The 18709-nt window shown below is 40.4% G+C and carries 17 protein-coding genes; 3 read left to right on the plus strand and 14 right to left on the minus strand.

The annotated features are described in order from the left end of the window. Nucleotides 1-50 precede the first annotated feature (50 nt). The 13 genes from KO473_RS13145 to KO473_RS13205 form a co-directional block, all read right to left on the minus strand. The gene (locus tag KO473_RS13145) at nucleotides 51-1145 is read right to left on the minus strand and encodes an Eco57I restriction-modification methylase domain-containing protein (protein ID WP_080691282.1); all 1095 of its coding nucleotides are present in this window, start codon (nucleotides 1143-1145) and stop codon (nucleotides 51-53) included. Beyond that, the gene (locus KO473_RS13150; protein WP_005818830.1) at nucleotides 1129-1782 is read right to left on the minus strand and encodes a master DNA invertase Mpi family serine-type recombinase; all 654 of its coding nucleotides are present in this window, start codon (nucleotides 1780-1782) and stop codon (nucleotides 1129-1131) included. Before KO473_RS13150 ends, KO473_RS13145 begins: the two co-directional genes overlap by 17 nt. 107 nt (nucleotides 1783-1889) lie before the next feature. Then, on the minus strand, nucleotides 1890-2537 hold the full coding sequence (locus KO473_RS13155; RefSeq protein ID WP_004313932.1) for a hypothetical protein: 648 nt from the start codon (nucleotides 2535-2537) through the stop codon (nucleotides 1890-1892). Beyond that, nucleotides 2537-3436 carry a relaxase/mobilization nuclease domain-containing protein gene (locus tag KO473_RS13160; RefSeq protein ID WP_004313935.1) on the minus strand — a complete coding sequence of 300 codons (900 nt, stop codon included), beginning with the start codon at nucleotides 3434-3436 and terminating at the stop codon, nucleotides 2537-2539. Before KO473_RS13160 ends, KO473_RS13155 begins: the two co-directional genes overlap by 1 nt. Further along, on the minus strand, nucleotides 3420-3788 hold the full coding sequence (locus KO473_RS13165; RefSeq protein WP_004313937.1) for a MobC family plasmid mobilization relaxosome protein: 369 nt from the start codon (nucleotides 3786-3788) through the stop codon (nucleotides 3420-3422). Before KO473_RS13165 ends, KO473_RS13160 begins: the two co-directional genes overlap by 17 nt. 101 nt (nucleotides 3789-3889) lie before the next feature. Then, on the minus strand, nucleotides 3890-5692 hold the full coding sequence (locus tag KO473_RS13170; protein ID WP_004313939.1) for a DUF3987 domain-containing protein: 1803 nt from the start codon (nucleotides 5690-5692) through the stop codon (nucleotides 3890-3892). Beyond that, a complete protein-coding gene (locus tag KO473_RS13175; RefSeq protein WP_004313940.1) occupies nucleotides 5643-6242 on the minus strand; it encodes a BT4734/BF3469 family protein in 600 nt (199 codons plus the stop codon). Before KO473_RS13175 ends, KO473_RS13170 begins: the two co-directional genes overlap by 50 nt. Continuing rightward, nucleotides 6239-6592: a helix-turn-helix domain-containing protein gene (locus KO473_RS13180; RefSeq protein ID WP_004313943.1), complete on the minus strand. Its 354-nt coding sequence runs from the start codon at nucleotides 6590-6592 to the stop codon at nucleotides 6239-6241. Before KO473_RS13180 ends, KO473_RS13175 begins: the two co-directional genes overlap by 4 nt. A 314-nt stretch (nucleotides 6593-6906) precedes the next feature. Next, complete coding sequence (locus KO473_RS13185) at nucleotides 6907-8169, minus strand: site-specific integrase (RefSeq protein ID WP_005818825.1); 1263 nt, start codon at nucleotides 8167-8169, stop codon at nucleotides 6907-6909. Continuing rightward, the gene (locus KO473_RS13190; RefSeq protein ID WP_005818824.1) at nucleotides 8166-8711 is read right to left on the minus strand and encodes a helix-turn-helix domain-containing protein; all 546 of its coding nucleotides are present in this window, start codon (nucleotides 8709-8711) and stop codon (nucleotides 8166-8168) included. Before KO473_RS13190 ends, KO473_RS13185 begins: the two co-directional genes overlap by 4 nt. Nucleotides 8712-8914: 203 nt before the next feature. Then, a complete protein-coding gene (dnaK, locus tag KO473_RS13195; protein WP_005818823.1) occupies nucleotides 8915-10822 on the minus strand; it encodes a molecular chaperone DnaK in 1908 nt (635 codons plus the stop codon). Nucleotides 10823-11108: 286 nt separating this feature from the next. Next, nucleotides 11109-11633 (minus strand): transcription termination/antitermination NusG family protein, encoded by a 525-nt coding sequence (locus KO473_RS13200; protein ID WP_005818821.1) that lies wholly within the window; start codon nucleotides 11631-11633, stop codon nucleotides 11109-11111. A gap of 7 nt (nucleotides 11634-11640) precedes the next feature. After that, on the minus strand, nucleotides 11641-13803 hold the full coding sequence (locus tag KO473_RS13205; RefSeq protein WP_005818819.1) for an SLBB domain-containing protein: 2163 nt from the start codon (nucleotides 13801-13803) through the stop codon (nucleotides 11641-11643). Between the two features lie 531 nt (nucleotides 13804-14334). Here KO473_RS13205 and KO473_RS13210 point away from each other — a divergent pair. Beyond that, nucleotides 14335-15474 carry an ABC transporter substrate-binding protein gene (locus KO473_RS13210; protein ID WP_032537441.1) on the plus strand — a complete coding sequence of 380 codons (1140 nt, stop codon included), beginning with the start codon at nucleotides 14335-14337 and terminating at the stop codon, nucleotides 15472-15474. Continuing rightward, entirely contained in the window at nucleotides 15471-16472 is a 1002-nt protein-coding gene (locus KO473_RS13215; RefSeq protein WP_005818813.1) for an iron ABC transporter permease, read from the plus strand. Before KO473_RS13210 ends, KO473_RS13215 begins: the two co-directional genes overlap by 4 nt. 95 nt (nucleotides 16473-16567) lie before the next feature. Here the strand turns inward: KO473_RS13215 and KO473_RS13220 are convergent, their stop codons facing one another. Continuing rightward, nucleotides 16568-17359: an META domain-containing protein gene (locus KO473_RS13220; protein ID WP_005818811.1), complete on the minus strand. Its 792-nt coding sequence runs from the start codon at nucleotides 17357-17359 to the stop codon at nucleotides 16568-16570. Between the two features lie 124 nt (nucleotides 17360-17483). On the opposite strand from KO473_RS13220, the gene KO473_RS13225 reads away from it, so the two are divergent. Continuing rightward, entirely contained in the window at nucleotides 17484-18698 is a 1215-nt protein-coding gene (locus KO473_RS13225; protein WP_122130784.1) for a hypothetical protein, read from the plus strand. Nucleotides 18699-18709 lie beyond the last annotated feature (11 nt).

An 18709-nucleotide genomic window follows, 5' to 3' on the forward strand; every position in this document is an offset into this window, starting at 1 on the left:
TCTGAAAGGAAAGATTATGATAATTGGAGGGATTATCCTCCAATTATCATTCATTCTCCAGCCAACCTAAATTCTAATTCGTAATTTTTGATAAAATCGGTTTCCTCCTGCGTCAATCCGTATAGCGGACAGATGTAGTCATCTATCTCATCAATGATGGCTTTGGAGCGTACAATTTTGTATTCCTTGAATGAATCAACATTATAGGTGGACTCTCCAGAAGTTATTCTGATATTAGCTTTTGCCTCTATGTCAGAAAGATAACGAGAATACAACTTGTCAAGATAGTCAATATCCTCAGCTGAGAGCTGTGGAACTGTGAAATTCTCTATCTCGTATGTCTTCCAATTTAAATTATCAGAAAAGATCTGATAGAACCAAAATGACAAACTGCTACTGAGTATGCAGCCAACAGCATCTGCGATTTTGGAATTAGCGAAATAGATAGTTCTCTCTGCTGATGAACCGGTACTATAATTTGTTACGACTTTGAAATATCGCCCTCCTGCAAACCTATATATGATTGGACTCCCTGAAGTCTTGATAAGAGATCCTAACTTTGTATAGTTGAAGAGTTTGTTTAAGATGGTTTTCTCTATTTCAGAACCTATCTTTGGAATACGACCATAAAGTGTTTGCCCTTTCACATCAACAAATTGCAAATTATCAATGAGCCTTTGTAATTCAAACTCATTCCCTCTTCTGTGCATCTTGGTTGAGAAAAGATACTGACATGGCGTTTCAGTCTTCTTAAAAAGAAGTATCGAAGTGTTTACTACAGCGTTCTCAAAAACAGGCTTAGGACGTACTGCATACGATGATATGTATATGGTATCACAGTTTCCCATCAAAAGACGGTGTACGCCTGTTAGGGAATCACTTGATGTCAAGGATATTGGAACGATATAGGCAAAACTCCCATTCTTCCTAAGCAGATTGTATCCCAATTCTATGAATAGTGTATATGTATCAAGAGACCCCTTCTGTAATCCTCGGATGCTATTTGCCGTCACATAGGTATTCTTATAATACCTCTTTGTTTGGTTGTCGTATTTCGCTCCGTACGGTGGATTGCCAATGACAATATCGAAGCCCTTTTTTGAGGGTCGCTTCTGTAGTACATAGAAATCAATGATAGATACCATACTCTTCCCATCCTTCTTGTTGACAGTTTATAGGCAAATGAAGCCCCGTATAAACGAGATAACGATATAATGTAGTTTTTGATACTTTCAATCTTTTAGATATAACTGTTTTTTCTGTTCCTTTAGCCAATTCTTTTACAATATAATCGTGCTTGTTGGCACATTTGGGATTAAGTCTACAACGAAAGCCACGACAATGTCCGAGCATTGCCCCTTCTGCTTTTTTTCTCGCTAACGCCTCTTTTGTACGTTGACTGATAAGATTGCGTTCAATCTCAGCTGACAATCCGAAAGCAAAGGCAAGGACTTTACTTTGTATATCTTCCCCAAGTCTATAGTTATCTTTAATTGTCCATACCTTACATTCTTTTGTCATACAGATATTCAAGATTTCCATAATCATAAAAAGATTGCGTCCAAGACGTGAAAGCTCACTACAGATGATAATATCATCTTTGCGTACTTTACGCAGTAAACGTCCAAGCTGTCGTTTTGTGTAATTTTTCGTTCCACTAATAGTTTCTTCAATCCAATCGCCAATTGTCAACTCATTATTATTACAGAAATTACTTATCTCAAAACGTTGGTTTTCTACAGTTTGTTTGTCACTGCTTACTCTAATGTATCCGTAAATCATAACTCTTAAAATTATATTAATATACACCAATATAAAAAATTCCTTCACAATTGATTAAAATGTAAAGGGATAAATTGGAGCAAACAGTATATACGTAGAAGCATATACTAATTTTCCCCTTTTATTGCTATCTGCTTTTCTATCAAGTTCTGATTCTGTTCCTTCACTGCCCTATACATAGAATAATACGCAAAGCTCTCTTCCTTATACTTCATACTACTAACAGAAACAGCAACGGCCCATATCATAATAACGACAATGAAGACCATGACATATCGTAGCTTAATATGATAGCCATATATAAACAACCCACTGATATTAGGTGGAATAACGGTTACAGGGCTTTTCAATTCATTGATTTTTGCTAATATCTCATCCTGCCGTTTCAATATACATCGGGTATTAGTTTCGATAGTTATACGATTCTGATTGTAATCGCAAACGTGCCGATAAAGATATTCAAGAAGTTTGGACTTCTGCTTGAATAAATCAATGAGTTTCGGAAACCATAGCGAAAACGGCAATGTGTTAGGCTGCTGTTGCCAGATATGTTTCTTGATCACAGACAAGGCTTCATTCCAGCAAGTACAGAAACTTTTGGCAATTCCAGTATAAATGGTCTTTTCATCAAATTCCACTTTTACAGATTGTTCCGATTTAGAAACAGTGACATTCTGTTTTTCAATACACTCTTTCAGTTCACTGATACTTTGGCGCAAATTTGCAAGATTTGCAGCTATTACATCTTCTTTCATTATCTTCTACGTTTTGAAGGTTTATAAAAAGGTTCGCTTCTTTGGTTATCCTTGTCTTTATCATCCCGCCCGCCTTGTTCATTGTTGGTTCCTCCACCTCCACCGGGAGTTATGACTTGATGGGGTTGAATAATCAGTTCCGCAGCTACATCACCCAACATAGTGCAAAGGTTGTTGAAGCTCAAATCACGGTCAAGTTTAGAACCAGCAATGCTAAATTCATCCATACAAAAGGATATACCACGAATTTTATCAGAGTTCTCAGCATGATTAAAACGCATATCTATGCCCTGACCTTTGAGCGTACTAATAAAGTCATTCCAAGAACGAGAATTTACCTGCGCATCAAGAACTGAAGAACGAAGATTATACTTCCGTAATTGGTGAGGACGCAAACGACTTTTATTTCTGGCTTTACTATTTTTAGGGGCAAAGTAAAATCCATACTCTTTAGTCAAAGCACGACAAACTTTTGCATTGCGTATTCTTTCATTGCTGTCAGAAATAAGATTGCCTTCATTGTCTATCCGATTGAATACCAAATGGCAATGAGGATGTTTCGTGTCGTGATGCCGGGCTATGATATATTGAGTATTACGAATCCCCATTTGTTCCATCCATTTCTTGGCAATCTCCACCATCAGCGCATCTCCTTCTTCATTATCGGGAAAACGGCTAATGTCTTGCGAAGAAAAAGCAAGTGATACGTGTTTCACCGGACTTTTTACTTTCGGGCGCATGGATGCTTGTATCTGAAAAAAATCAGCGATGGCTTTATTACTAATGGTGCAGACTCCTTCGTGTGCCAAAAGTGTGGCACTCTTTTTCTTGTTCTTTTGGTCATTGGCGTAATTCACTATTCCTCCAAAATCGGTTCTTGTTTTAATCTTTGCTATCATGGCAGTTGTTCTTCACTTGGGTGATGATTCTATTGACTTCTGATATGATTGAGAAGCATTGTTGCTTGACAGCTTCCAAACCATAAGTGTGCATCTGGTGGGCAATCTGATTGACATTATTGGCGATACCGGAAAGGTCACGAATAGCCGATACCATTTCAGGACTGATGCGTTGACAGACTTGACAATCCATTGCAGCCTGATGGCAAAATTCATTGACAGACAATCCAGCCTGCTCCGCTTTGGATTGGATATAAATGTAGTCGTTCTCGGTAAACATTACCCGAAAACATTTCGTGCGTTTCTGATAACTCGCCAACTTAGGGCGACCACCAAGTTTCTTATCCTTCATACTTATCTAAACTTTTATGTTCATAAATTGATTTTTTGAGAGTGGCTGTTCTATCCGCTTGCCGCATAGGTTTTAGTGACACTAAAACACAAACTTGCCACTCAAAAAATCTTCCTATATTTCCCTTGTTCTATTCGGCTTAGTTTGCCATCTTTGATAAAGGCTTCTATCCACTTGTTTGCCGTACTTCCATTCTCGCCCAAAGTTAAAACCGCCGCATCATAATCTTTCTTTGTGAAAGTGTCAGGCAACATATTATAAAGGGTGTTCCTTCGTGCATAAACGCCTGTCTCTTGCGAAACGGTATTGAATCGTTTAGACTGATTTCCTGACAAATTCTGATAAATGAATACGGCATGATAAAGCAGGGTGTCGCAAATACTCATGGCTACGGAATAGTCAAACTCATGGCAAACCAATTGTACAGTCTCGTCAGAAGAAGATTTGTGAATCACATTATCCAAATGTCGGACAACGGTCAACACCATCATTATACGATAAGCAATCAGTCCCATCCGTCTGACTACTCCTTGCATCTTGTTATCCACTTCGTCACAACATTCCTCATTCACCCGACTGAGATATTCAATAAAGTGTTCCTGTAAATCAGAGGGAAGAGAAAAGGAATAATTACCCTGCCGTACAAAATTCTCATGTAAATGGCAGAATTTATCTCCCAACAGTTTGAACATGGCATTCTTGGATTGGGAAATGTCGCTTGTGGCAAACACATTTCTTATACCTCGTTTGAAGCGGATAATATAGAAACAAAAGCGACTCATCAATCCGTTCTCTGCATCAGGTATCAATCTTCTTACCTGTTCTGGAGTTCCAGCCAAAGCTACCGATACTCTCGGATTGGCTACTTCACAATACTCTCTATCCTTACGCCTACTCAAACTTACCAATTCATGATGGAATGCCTTTCGCAACACATCGGAGTAATTGCCGTAGTCCGATTTCAAAGTCTGACTTAACGTGTCGCCCTCCGATTCAAACAGCAGCCCGATTCCGTCATTATCTCCTAATATCTTCAAGAAAGAGCTTGCGCTACTATTGGCTGGAATCACGAGCATACGCATGGGCGGTTCAGTTGGCATAGCCATTCCATCGGTTTTCTTACCTTTAATATATGTGTTCATTGCTTCTTTATATTCCTGTTCCAATCGTTTGGAAAGTTCATGCAAATGGCGGTTGATGGGGGCTACCAATTCACGGCATAGAGTCAATGCTCCTTTTCCCATACCGGCATCCGCTACAACAAACAGATAGAGGTTGGGATAAACAATGCGTTCATCGTACACGCCACAAACATTATGAAAGCATACCGACAAACACACAATAGCCCCGATTAATATCGTATCACGGTCATCTACCGAAATGGAATTATTGACAACCTCATTTAGAAAAGGAGGAAGATGCTCAAACACACATTCAGGAAATGTAGGAAGTTCTTCTTCTGATTTTATCCATTTACCCGTTTTACCATTTTGGATATTTGGCAAAATGGATAAATGCTCTTTGAAGAACGGAGCCAATGAGATTCCAGCTTGATTTGCCAAATGGAAGAAAGAACGGATAGTAATGCCTTGCCCTTTGGAGTGCAGACAATGCGTGTATTGTTTATCCGTTTCTTCCTTTTGATAGGTAGGGTAAAACCTGCTGATGCGGTGGTAATACTCCCGCCCGTTCTCTCCCAATCCATCCACAAGCGCAAAGCCCAACTCCACCCAATCTTTATAATGAGGGGCTATATCAATGGCACACTGTTCTATCTCCCGAACAACACTTTCCACATCATCCTCCACCTTATTATATATAGGGGCAATACTTGGTGTATGTGCCTGTTGTATTTCAGAAGGGACATTCTCCCAATCTTGGGCGGAAAATATTTTCTTCGACATCATCTTTGTATTTAGGGTTAATATATGCTTGTGGGTCGTAGGGTAAGAAGCATGAACGAGCCACATCACTGCCGGACATATCCACCAATGGCAAACCTGTCGCTTTGATACAGTTGGTAACAGCCTTGAAGTACCGGGAATGTTCCCAGCCTTTCAAATCAACAGGTATTATCCACTTCAATCCATTACCGGATGGACTGACAAATAACAGTTCTGTATCAAAATACTCATGGTTAAGTAATTGTTGCTTTAACCTCCCTATGTTATCCACATGATCGAAATCCAAACACATCAATCCTGAGTGCATAATCAGTTCCTTTTCATTCCGTTTTCGGAATAATCCCGAAAAAGTACAATAGTCAAAATGGGTGGCTTTGTACCTTTTGGCTTCGGGAGAGGACTGCATCTGCCGCAGGTTCTCGGTTTGTGGTTGGGCATAATGTCCGATGACATAACGATACACATCCACAATACCTATAGCCCTCATCGGTTCGATGTTTTGAATGGGCTTGCGAAAGAATGAAAAGCAATAGTCGGTCGTTTCCATCATCTGATAATCTTTTTAGATTCGACAAATCGTCTGGCTTCTTCCATTAAGTCATCTTGGGTCTTGTGCGATTTGTTCTTCAGCCAATCGTCAATCTCTGATTGCAGGAAAGCCAAAGCCTTGTTTATTTTATGTACGGGAATCTGTTTGGTTGACACCCATCCATAAACCGTTTGTTTGGCAGGATGTGATGGCAGATAAGCGCAAAGCTCATCTATATCCATCCACTTGGGTGAGTTACTTGCCTGTTTATGCTGCAAGGCATTCACTTTAGATTGCAGTACTTCTACGGACTCAATCAGGTAGGACAACGCATTCGGCATTTCCTCCAATGAATTTACTTTATAGGCCATTTTTTCTTCGTATTAAAATTTATGCCACAAAAGTATAGGGATGCTTATAGGTGCTAAATAGGTGCTTGACCGCCACCAATCAACCGCTCATTTACCACTGACAGATTTAAGTTTCATTAATACGAAAATTTATTGGGCAACATAATAAAAGGGGAATAAACGACTGTTTGGACTAACACATTCTTTACTGAACACCTCTATACTACAAAATACCCCTCAAAAAGTTGATGCTTCATGAGGGGTAAACGGTGGTAAGTATATGATTGGTATTACATAAGTCGTTGGTGCTCAATGGTGGATATAACCACCACAACCTATAAATCCAAATTTTCTATATGCAGTGTATTGGCGGCTTTCTCTTTTTGTTCGTTTACGATATGCGTATAAATCTGCGTGGTTTTGACGTTAGTATGTCCCATCAAAGACTTGATGGTGTATATGTCAACGCCATTTTCCAGCAACAGCGAAGCATAGCTATGCCGCCCACAATGGAAGGTGATGTGCTTCTTGATACCGGATGCTTCTATCCAGACTTTCAACGGGCGAGAAATCCAAGAGGCATCAGTCAATCCTTCAAAAACAAGTGCTTCATCATCGTCTGGACGTATGCCGCATAGTTGAAGTGCCTGTTGAATGACTGGCTTGTAATCGGGCCTTTTTGTCTTTTGCTGAATTACTACTGCTTGCCATGTACCTTTGCTTGTTTGCTGAATTTGTTTCCATTTCAAAGTTTGAATATCACTATGCCGCAATCCAGTGAGAATAGAGAACAAGAACGCACGTTTCAAAACATCATCCTTGCAAGGAGTATCAACCAACATTTGCACTTCATTCATGGTAAGCGCAACACGAGGCTTCTCTATGTTTGTTATTCCCTTTACTTTCGCGCTTATATCAACGGTCAGATATTCATCAATGAACGCCTGTTTCAGTCCGGCTTTAAGTATGGAAAAATAGGTTGATGCCGTGTTTTGTGAGATAGTACCTTTCTTATTCCCTCCCATTGGAGCACGGAGAAGGAACATCTTTATATCTTCAAGCAGTTTAACGGAAATCGCCTTGAATGGAATTGGTTGCCCTTGTGAATACATTTTCAATAATTCACCTACACGCCTCCAGTTGACTATAATCGAATCGGAACTATTGGGATGACGTGTGCTTATAATACGATTGAAATACTTGATAAAATCCTGTTCGCTCCGCTCATTCTGTGCAGCGATTTCGTTTTCCTTATCAGTGTATAGGATGGCACTATCGTATTCATGCTGCCGTAACTTCCGCACATTGTCGGCATAGATGCAAGCCTCTTGGTCTATCGTTGAACGGCATTGGATAATTCCATTCAAATCACGTTTAGGCTTATAGTTGAATGTTCCATCCGGCAAGATTCGTGCTATGGATGACTTATCCCAAATGGGTGTGGATATAGTTCTGTTGATAGATTCCACCACACGGCTTGCCCGTTTAGAACCTCGCTTATACACTGGGTATGACTCTATAATCAGATACCACTCTTCTTTATAATTCGACCTTCTGAGTTTGACGGTCACTTTGGTATTGGGTAATGCTTTCTTCATAACGACTTATACAATTTATCAATTTCAGATTTGGGAACATAAACATAGTTACCGATTTGGCGTGTAGGAATAGAATGACGGCGCATGTGCTTAAACACACTGCTGTCATTGATATGGAACTTCTTTGCGATCTCTCCGATGGTGTAACAATCTTTGGGTTCAAAGGACAATGCCTCCTTTTTTCTCTTTCTACTCCCTGCCTTTGTTTTGAAGTGTTCATCCATATACTGCCGACTAAGGCGTATCAGACGCTGACCAAAATTGTATGACGGTATCAAGCCTTGCCGTATCATACGATAAAGAACGTCTTTACTAATTCCGTAAATCAGCATAGCTTCCTTTACGGTTAGATACCCCTTACTGGATGGTATTCGTCTAATCAGTGCTTGGCGTATCGCTTCTTTCTCTTTTGCGATTTGTCTTTTCTTATACGCCCTCTTGGAACAAGCAGGGCAACAATACTTCGACACTAATGTCGGAGGAGTAAAGATTTTACCGCACTCCTCGCAACTTCTTTGAATGATGTAATTTCCTCTTGGCATATTCTTCTCGTTTTAAATGGTTTATATCAATTTAAGTTGTACCTTATCGCCAAATAAGACGTGTCGCAAACATGTCGCAAATAAGAGATAAAAAAGCCCATAGAAAACACATAGCAACCATGACCCCCATAAACGCAAAAAGCGTGCAACTCATTGAGCTGCACGCTTTTGCTTATTGTTTATTATCTGTATCCTTATCGGAATCATTTGACTTCCTCAAAGTCAGCATCCTGAACGTTATCGTCTTGTTTGCCGTTATTTTGTCCGGGATTAGCCTGACCTGCGTTCATATCCGGACCAGCCTGTGCACCGCTCTGAGCGTACATTTCAGCACTTGCAGCCTGGAATGCTGTATTCAGTTCGGCCATAGCGCTATCAATGGTTGCCATATCCTGAGCCTTGTGAGCATCTTTCAGTTTCTGAAGAGCAGCCTCTATCGGAGCTTTCTTATCTGCCGATAACTTATCGCCCAATTCTTTCAACTGAGTCTCAGTCTGGAAGATTAAACTGTCAGCCTGATTCAACTTGTCAATCTTCTCACGTTCTTTCTTATCTGCTTCTGCATTAGCCTCAGCTTCTGCTTTCATCTTTTCGATCTCTTCTTTGCTCAAACCGCTGGAAGCCTCGATACGGATAGCCTGTTCCTTACCTGTAGCTTTATCTTTAGCAGATACTTTCAAGATACCGTTGGCGTCAATATCAAATGTAACCTCGATCTGAGGAACGCCACGACGTGCCGGAGCAATGCCAGTCAGATTGAACTGACCAATTGATTTATTTTGTGCAGCCATCGGACGTTCACCTTGCAGAACATGAATGGTAACTTCTGTCTGATTGTCGGCAGCAGTAGAGAATGTTTCGCTCTTACGTGCAGGAATTGTAGTATTAGCGTCAATCAATTTAGTCATCACACCACCCAGTGTTTCGATACCCATTGACAACGGAGTTACATCCAACAATACCACACCTTTGATTTCGTCAGTCAGTACAGCACCTTGAACAGCGGCACCTACAGCTACTACCTCATCCGGATTAACACCCTTTGAAGGAGTTTTACCGAAGAAATCTTCAACCAACTTCTGTACAGCCGGAATACGTGAAGAACCACCTACAAGAATTACTTCATCAATATCTGAGTTACTCAAACCAGCATCTTGCATTGCTTTCTTACAAGGTTCAAGACAAGCCTGAATCAGATTGTGAGCCAAAGATTCAAATTTAGCACGAGTCAGAGTCTTAACCAAGTGCTTAGGTACACCACCTACCGGCATGATATACGGCAAGTTGATTTCAGTACTTGTAGAAGAAGACAGCTCAATTTTAGCTTTTTCAGCTGCTTCTTTCAAACGCTGCATAGCCATCGGATCCTGAGTCAGGTCAGCACCTTCGTCATTCTTAAATTCCTGAACCAACCAGTCGATAATAACCTGGTCAAAGTCATCACCACCCAGGTGGGTATCACCGTTTGTAGAAAGTACTTCAAATACGCCACCACCGAATTCCAGAATAGAGATATCGAATGTACCACCACCTAAGTCGAATACGGCAATCTTCATATCTTTGTGAGCCTTATCAAGGCCATAGGCCAACGCAGCTGCAGTCGGTTCGTTTACAATACGTTTCACTTCCAGACCGGCAATTTGTCCGGCTTCTTTTGTGGCCTGACGCTGTGAGTCAGAGAAATATGCAGGAACAGTGATTACTGCTTCTGTCACTTCTTGTCCCAGATAATCCTCAGCTGTCTTCTTCATCTTCTGCAGAATCATTGCTGAAATTTCCTGTGGAGTATATAAGCGTCCGTCTATATCTACACGCGGAGTATTATTATCACCTTTCACCACTTTATAGGGTACACGTGCGATCTCTTTCTGCACCTGATCCCAATTTTCACCCATAAAACGTTTGATAGAGAAAACTGTACGGGTAGGATTCGTGATAGCCTGACGTTTTGCAGGATCACCCACCTTACGTTCGCCACCGTCTACAAATGCTACAATGGAGGGAGTTGTACGTTTACCTTCACTATTTGCGATTACTACAGGTTCGTTTCCTTCAAATACAGAAACACAAGAGTTTGTAGTTCCTAAGTCAATACCAATAATTTTTCCCATGATCGTTATTCTTTTATTTATTATTATTTCAGTTTCTTTTGTCCGGTTATTCCCGCACTCTCTTTAAGAGTTTGTCTTAAGCGGACGACTATAAAAAAACAAACCTTATGCCAAAAGGTTGAGTAAGATCGAAAATGACAGGATTCTGACAGAAAGTCAGATTTTGGTATTCTTATGTCATCTAAAAGGTGAAAAAGAGTCAAAGTTACAGGGAAATAAAATAATAATTCCCCGCCCTGAAACGGACGAGGAATTATCGTTGAGATGAAAAAAGAGAAAGTAATATCTAAAGCCTTTCAATCCACTCTCCGGGTATGGTTATGCGAAAACATCCCATAGTATGAAAACGGATTATTATCCGCATTTCTGTTTCCGAAGTATCAAGTTCGCCCACCAGTCCATTTAAAGAACCTCCGGTGACACGAACCATAGAAGCCGGTTCCGGACAATCAGGTATCCACTCCACAGCAGTATCTATATGAGAAAACAGTAATTGATAACTGTTCACCTGCCATTCCGGTATCCGATATTCCCATATATTTTGAGGAATAATTAATCCTTGTATTCCGGACAACTGCAAAACATCAGATTCTGAAGCCCGGATAAGAATGCAACGAGTTATCTGTGGTAACAATGTTTCCTTGGGACGACCCTGCCATTGATAAGTAATTTTCCGCAACGGAAGATAATTCCGCACTTTTCGTTGATCCAGTTCTTGTTTTACACGTTGCTCTGCCCGCGAAGCTGTAAAAGCAAGATACCAATGACATGACTGTTTCTCCGCCATTTCGGGCTTTTCATTTATATTCATCTATCTCTTATTTTGTTAAACTCACCATAGAAGCAACCATTGCAGCAATAGAAGCAATGGAACTACTCATGCCTACTGCTCCGGACACAGTAGCTTTTTTCCGTTCTTCTTTAGTGGGAACGATTATTTCACACCCGGGCTCAATGGCATTTGCCGTATTGTGTCTTAATCGGGAAACAGTGCCATTCATATATACAACATAGGCACGTCGCTTCAAGGCCCGGTTGCCAAAGCCGCCCGCTTGACCTATATAATAATCAATTCCACTTCCTTTTTGATAAAGAACCGTATTGGGATACATCACAGCTCCGGTAATGGTCACAGTACTGACATATTTAGGAATAAAAAGTACATCTCCCTCACGCAACACCAAATCTTCATCGGACTTTGGTTTTGCCAATGCTTTTTCAAGTTCAATACCTACTGAATAAGTCTGATCGACTTCCAGAGCAGCCAAAGATACCGAATCTTTTCCGGTTCCCTTAACAGCAAACCGGACTGCATCTTGTTTTTGCCGGATTTCATCAGCTGTCATCCTACGCATCAGGCGTGCACCTTTTACATAGGCATCTTTCGATAATCCTCCGGCCTTAGCTATCAGATCACTCAACCGTTCATTCCTTTTAGTCAGCGCATAGTTGCCTGTGAATATTACTTCTCCGTCAACCGTCACATTCGCCTGTTTCTGATAGCCCGGACTTCTACGTATAAAAACCATATCATAAGGTTCCAATTCAAACACCCGCTTTGCTCCTACCAATAGGCCATTCTCCAATTCAACCGTAAAACTTTTCCCTATTACAGAAGAGGAAGAGGTGCTTTTAGCATCTTTAATACGCCGCGATACATCGATACGAACCGTTGAAGCTGATTCCAACAGACCACCGGCTTTTAAAATCAGATCCTGGATAGTCATATTTTTAGCAAAAGGAAAATATCCCGGATTTGCCACATCACCATAAATAGCCAATGTTCCTTCCTTTTCCAGTTCCCGGATACTCGATATATAAAGCACATCATTTTTCTGAAGGGGTAAATCCGGAATAATACCTTCCATCAATTTCCTTAAATCAACAGGAATCATTTCATGTGACAGGTCCTCACGCTCTCGCTTAAGCAACGCTCTATTAAGAAAAGCATCCCCACGAAGCCCTTCGGCCTGACATATCAGTTGTTTTATAGTTCCTGTCAAACTGTCCAGTTGATACATACCGGCACGATATACCGCCCCACGAACTTCCACTTTATTAGAGAAACGATCTAATACCGCCTCTACGGAAACTTCATCATCATCAGTCAGAATAAAGTTTTCATAATCCACTTTATCTACATTATATATTTGCTTCTCTCTTCCGCTACGACGCAATAAACGAACCGTATTCCGATAAGCATCCCCCGTAAAGCCGCCTGCATAGTTGATTAAGGCAGCCAGAGACTCTCCCTGTTTCATCTCATAAATCATCGGTCGTTTCACTTTTCCTGAAATACCGACCAGATTCTCATAAGGAGAGACCAGAATCACATCTCCTTCCGACAAACGGATATCATCTGCCAGTTTTCCCTCCATTATATATTTATATACATCCACATCGGCTACCTTTTCACCGTTCCGCACGACTTGAATCGTACGCAAGCTGCCAATTCGATTGACCCCTCCGGCCCGATACAAAGCATGAAACACTGATGCAAAAGCAGATAACCGGTAGGTACCGGGAACTTCAACCTCCCCCATGACATTAACCATAATGGAACGTATCTTCCCTAATGTCACCTTGATATGTACCGATTCTCCGGAGATAGCTGCATAGATTTTACTAAATTCACGCCGTAGATGCTGCTCGGCCTCCTGCATGTTCAGACCACTCAGGTAAATAGGACCGATGTTCTCCACCAAAATACTTCCTTCGGGAGAGATAGTCTCTCTTACCGTATTTTCCGAAGTTCCCCATATATCAATTATCACTTCATCTCCCGGTCCTAACATGTAGTTTTCCGGAGTAGGAATATTCAGATTAGGTTCAAATGACAAGTTCCGACTTGCAAATATATTGCGCCCAAAAACCCGAGTTTGTGTGCTCTGCCCTACTACTCTTCCCAACTCTCCTTGTTGAGCACTTACCCATCCAATAAATAAAAAAAGCAGTAAAAAGACTAATACTTTCTTGCCCATTTGCCTAAGTCATTCTATAAGGTTATTTTTCTTCTTAAATCGCCGAAAATCATAAAGTATCCATATCAGGCAAGCAAGCAGCCCCAATATTACACTTCCAAGAATCAATCCCAATAAATTCATAGTGGTTAACTTTTAATAAATTCCCAATAAAACATTCTTATTATCAGCATATTATACCTAAAAAATGTGTTTTTAAACGTACGTTTAAAAACACATTAAAAATAAATAATTCATTGAAGGAAAAGATTTATAAAATCATAGAGATAAAATGAAAAGAGAAAGAACAGCCACTGATTTGAGAATGAGGTTATTTCAATAAAAATGAAAGTTAAATGAAAGTCTTTTTATTAAACACTTTGTGTATTTAAATATTAGCTTTATCTTTGTGACAAATAAACGTACGTTTAAAAACACATCTCCATCAATTTTCCCTTTGCTCGTATTTACGGCATTTTCCTTATTAGGCAGACCTATAATCCGGAATAATCCTGTATTTTTGCACCACGACTAATCAATATTTAAAGTATGATGAACCGATCTTCTTTTATTCTTTTTATACTAATATCATTTCTGCTCACTGCTTGCAAAGAAAAGCAGAAAGCAACACTCACTGTCGAAGAAGGTGTTCCGGCCCCTCTTTCATACGCAGAAGGATTCGGAATAACACATTCTCCTGAATACACTACAGTAACAGTATATAATCCCTGGAAACCGGGAGAGGCCTATGATATCTATTATCTTGTGAAAACCGAAGATCAGCCTGTCCCTGCCAATGGTCACAAAATAGTGATCCCACTAAAAAGTATGATGACCAACTCAGCTACTCATTTGGGTTTTCTTGAACTTCTGGGGGAATTGCATAAAGTGACAGGGGTGTGCAACTCGGCCTATATTTACAATCCTACCATTCTGCAAGGTGTCAAAGAGGGTAAAATAAAAGATTTGGGCGATGCTTTCAATCTGGACATAGAAAACTTACTTTTATTACACCCACAGGCCGTAATGACTTCTGCCTACAATACCGAAGACGAAAACAGCCGACGCATGAAACAAACGGGATTGCCTATCCTATATAATATTGAATGGCAAGAAAAATCTATTCTGGGACGTGCAGAATGGATTAAATTTGTCGGAGCCTTTTTCGACAAAGAAGCATTGGCTGACAGCATTTTCGGGCAAATAGCAAAACAATACAATGAAGTAAAAAAGAGTGCCGAGAAATTTTCATATGCGCCTTCTATACTTTCCGGGCAAGATTACAGGGGAACCTGGTCTATGCCGGGAGGAAGAAGCTATAGTGCACAACTCTTCCGCGATGCAGGTGCCAATTACTATTATGCCAACGACACAACAGCTTCCGGTAGTATATCCAGCAGTATTGAAGAAGCTCTGATACATTTCAACCAAGCTGATATATGGGTAGGCGTACAAGCCAATACTTTGGAAGAGTTGGGACGAATGGACCCAAAATACAAACTATTCAAATCATATAAAGACGGCAATGTATACCATATAAACAAGCGGACAAATGCTACTGGTGGAAACGATTATTGGGAAAGTGGAGTAGCTCGTCCAGATCTATTATTGAGTGATATGATCAAGATCGTTCATCCGACACTATTGCCTGACTACGAGTTAACTTACATGGATAAATTAAAAAGTGAATGAAAAACTACCGGCTGTTTTTATTATTAATCATATTGTTAGTCGTTGCTTTCATGACAGATATTGCTATTGGGAGCGTCAACCTCTCCATACGAGACGTATGGGATACGCTTACCGGAGGCAGTGATAATCTTATCTATCGTGAAATTATCATCAATCACCGACTTCCCAAAGCATTAACAGCTATTTTAGCAGGAGCATCACTTTCTGTTGCCGGAGTATTGATGCAGACCTTGTTTCATAACCCACTGGCCGGTCCTGACGTATTGGGAGTAACTTCCGGCGCCAGCCTGGGAGTAGCCTTACTCACTTTAGGCACTTCTTCGCTTCCCCTGTGGCTCATAGCAGGATGGGGGCAAGTGACAGCTGCTATCATTGGGGCTATAGGAGTTTTATTATTGGTAATAATCGTTTCTATCAAAATACCTCAGACTGTCTCCCTGTTAATCATAGGCATGATGTTCGGCAACTTTGCCGGTGCCATCGTCAGTATCCTGCAAAGCATGAGCAATCCGGATACTCTCAAGCTTTTTATTACCTGGACCTTTGGCAGCCTCTCTTCAGTGGGCTGGGAACAGATGAGTGTGATGGCCCCCGTCATTGCCTGTGGAATTCTGACTGCATTGCTCTTGCAAAAACAACTCAATATCTTGTTGTTGGGAAAAAACTATGCCAACGGATTGGGAGTCTCTGTGACCAGATTACGCCTCTGGATTATTCTGGCCACTGCACTTTTGGCCGGAACTTCGACAGCTTTTACCGGTCCTATAGCCTTCATAGGCATCACCATGCCCCATGTAGCCAGAGGATTGTTTGGGAGCCCTAACCACCGTATTATTCTTCCGGGCTCCATACTGTGTGGTGCCATTACGCTGTTAATTTGTGACTTAATTTCTCAAATGCCCGGAATGCAGGGTACATTACCTATCAATGCAGTAACTGCTTTGTTTGGCTCTCCAGTAATCGTTTGGATCATATTCCGCAACTCATATCTAAAATAAGAAGAACCATTATTATACTAAACCTTAGTTAAAAGATACAGAGAAGGGTGTCCTTTGCAGGACACCCTTCTCTGTATCTTTTAACTAAGGCACTTCTATTTTTTCACTAACACCATTACCAGTGTTCCGTCTGCGTTATACAAACCAATTCCACCACCGGACAACACATCAAATGATTTCACCTCATTGATAGCCTTCATCACTTTACTTTCTACCTCCATGTCCGGACAAGCCATCATAGTAGAAATAACATTTGGGAAAGAAATAGAACGAGGATTTTCTTTATCAGTTTCAAATCCCCCATTAATCAGATTACATCCGGCATTTCCATGAATAGATTTCTTTTTAACGTCAAAACTGATAAAAGGCTGCTTCTCCATACCGGAAGGGATAGTCTCACCATTCACTTCCTCTATTTTCCATTCACCGCTCAGTGCAGACAACTTCACCGTAGATACTTTCTTCTGAAGGACAACTACCGGGCGACTGGAAGCATTACAAAGAGCTATGTTCTGTTTACCCAGTTTTTTATAACTCTTTACCTGTCCCAATGCATTCAGTACATTTTGTTCCGTTGTCATATCAGGACAAGCCATACGAGTACTTCCCAAACGACTCATATCAATAGTACCGGGTTTTGAATTTAGGTCTATCGAACCCATCATACGGTTACAGCCGCTGTTACCATATACTTTTCCAGTTGCTGTATCAAAACCGATAAACGGCAATTCCTGATTCTCTGCCGGAACAATAGCCGAACCGTTCACTTCAATAATGTTCCATTCACCATTTAAAGATGATAAAGAAGCGGTCTCTTTGGTTGAACCACAAGATGACATTGCGAATGCTGCACCTGCCATGCAAATTGAAAACAATACTTTTTTCATTGTTATACTATTTAAGTTAAATATTGGCGCAAATATAGATAAAAAATAATATAAAGTTGATACATTTGTCGAATTAAGATAAACAGAACAGACATACGAATAGTTCAACAAACAATATACAATCATGAAAAGACGTATCAAAACCTTATTACTCCTTCTATTGACAGTCGCTTCCACGGCAATTGCACAGAAAGATTATTCCGTACCCCTCTCTTCCCCCTTGGCCCCATCGGTTGACGAAGAAACGAATTTTATAACAACGTATTTTCCGATGAAACAATTATGTAAGTGGACACCTGGAATAAAATTTATGTTTATTCCGGATAGCGGTGACGAATTCATCCCCATATTTTGTTGTTACGAAAACGGGAAAGAAGTAGTTAACGACTTACTCAAAAATAAAACTGTAGAATATGTAGGATCCGAAGAAACAGAGCATGAAACATATATCGGTAAAATATATACTTCACGTTTCATTTTTGAATGTGAAGGTAAAAAATACTATTACGAAATGAAAGATACCAAACTGAACGATCTGTGTGATAAAGATCCTCGTGCCGGTATCAACGGACTCATCTACCTGCAAGATATAAATACCGCCAAAGAATTATTGATTGGAAAAACACTTTATACCCGGACTACCACAGTAAAAATAAATGATGTCAGCAGTTACTCCGGATACAGAGAGGTCAGTATTCCCAAAGGTGAACCCGTAAAAGTCATAGCAATCAGTGTTGGCAGCAAAGCTTTTCCTGTGAGAATTATTTTTACTGATAGTAAAGGGAACACCTATTATATTGACGTAGCCATGTCCAGAACAAATTCCGGTATGGAACCTGACGATTTTCAAGCAGAAAAGAGGATGAGCTACTTCCCCAACGCATTTTCTTTTACCAATCCGGACATTAAAGCCAAAGAGTCCATTCAATCTAAATATATCGGACAAGCAGATTTACTGCGTTATACCCCGTTACAAATCAAAGACGTGCAACCTGAAAAAACAGGAACGTCAGCTATACTCCTACTGGCAGATGTTTTGGGAACAACATACCAGATAAAAGTAGATTTGAGATATGATCCTATCCTTAGAAATGAAGATTTCATTGAAAATCTTTTTGCATTTACCAACATACGAAAAAAATATCCGAACATTAGCGAAGCCAATTGGTTAATGCTTGCTAAAGGAGAGGTAAAACCGGGTATGACAACCGAAAAGTGTAAATTGGCAATCGGCGAACCTATCGAAATCAGAGTCCGGACCGACTCTCGTTTTGAGACATGGTTATACAGGGGGAAAATACTCGAATTTGAAAATGGTATCTTGCTTCGCGCCAAATAAAGAAACTTAAA

It is taken from the genome of Bacteroides sp. HF-4919 (genome assembly GCF_018860125.1).

Coding starts and splice junctions, on each gene's coding strand:
- KO473_RS13165 (WP_004313937.1), bottom strand. CDS start 3,788: ATGAAGGATAAGAAACTTGGTGGTCGCCCTAAGTTGGCGAGTTATCAG.
- KO473_RS13215 (WP_005818813.1), top strand. CDS start 15,471: ATGAAAAACTACCGGCTGTTTTTATTATTAATCATATTGTTAGTCGTT.
- KO473_RS13160 (WP_004313935.1), bottom strand. CDS start 3,436: ATGATAGCAAAGATTAAAACAAGAACCGATTTTGGAGGAATAGTGAAT.
- KO473_RS13205 (WP_005818819.1), bottom strand. CDS start 13,803: ATGGGCAAGAAAGTATTAGTCTTTTTACTGCTTTTTTTATTTATTGGA.
- KO473_RS13145 (WP_080691282.1), bottom strand. CDS start 1,145: ATGGTATCTATCATTGATTTCTATGTACTACAGAAGCGACCCTCAAAA.
- KO473_RS13150 (WP_005818830.1), bottom strand. CDS start 1,782: ATGATTTACGGATACATTAGAGTAAGCAGTGACAAACAAACTGTAGAA.
- KO473_RS13220 (WP_005818811.1), bottom strand. CDS start 17,359: ATGAAAAAAGTATTGTTTTCAATTTGCATGGCAGGTGCAGCATTCGCA.
- KO473_RS13175 (WP_004313940.1), bottom strand. CDS start 6,242: ATGATGGAAACGACCGACTATTGCTTTTCATTCTTTCGCAAGCCCATT.
- KO473_RS13185 (WP_005818825.1), bottom strand. CDS start 8,169: ATGAAGAAAGCATTACCCAATACCAAAGTGACCGTCAAACTCAGAAGG.
- KO473_RS13190 (WP_005818824.1), bottom strand. CDS start 8,711: ATGCCAAGAGGAAATTACATCATTCAAAGAAGTTGCGAGGAGTGCGGT.
- KO473_RS13180 (WP_004313943.1), bottom strand. CDS start 6,592: ATGGCCTATAAAGTAAATTCATTGGAGGAAATGCCGAATGCGTTGTCC.
- KO473_RS13225 (WP_122130784.1), top strand. CDS start 17,484: ATGAAAAGACGTATCAAAACCTTATTACTCCTTCTATTGACAGTCGCT.
- dnaK (WP_005818823.1), bottom strand. CDS start 10,822: ATGGGAAAAATTATTGGTATTGACTTAGGAACTACAAACTCTTGTGTT.
- KO473_RS13170 (WP_004313939.1), bottom strand. CDS start 5,692: ATGTCGAAGAAAATATTTTCCGCCCAAGATTGGGAGAATGTCCCTTCT.
- KO473_RS13210 (WP_032537441.1), top strand. CDS start 14,335: ATGAACCGATCTTCTTTTATTCTTTTTATACTAATATCATTTCTGCTC.
- KO473_RS13200 (WP_005818821.1), bottom strand. CDS start 11,633: ATGAATATAAATGAAAAGCCCGAAATGGCGGAGAAACAGTCATGTCAT.
- KO473_RS13155 (WP_004313932.1), bottom strand. CDS start 2,537: ATGAAAGAAGATGTAATAGCTGCAAATCTTGCAAATTTGCGCCAAAGT.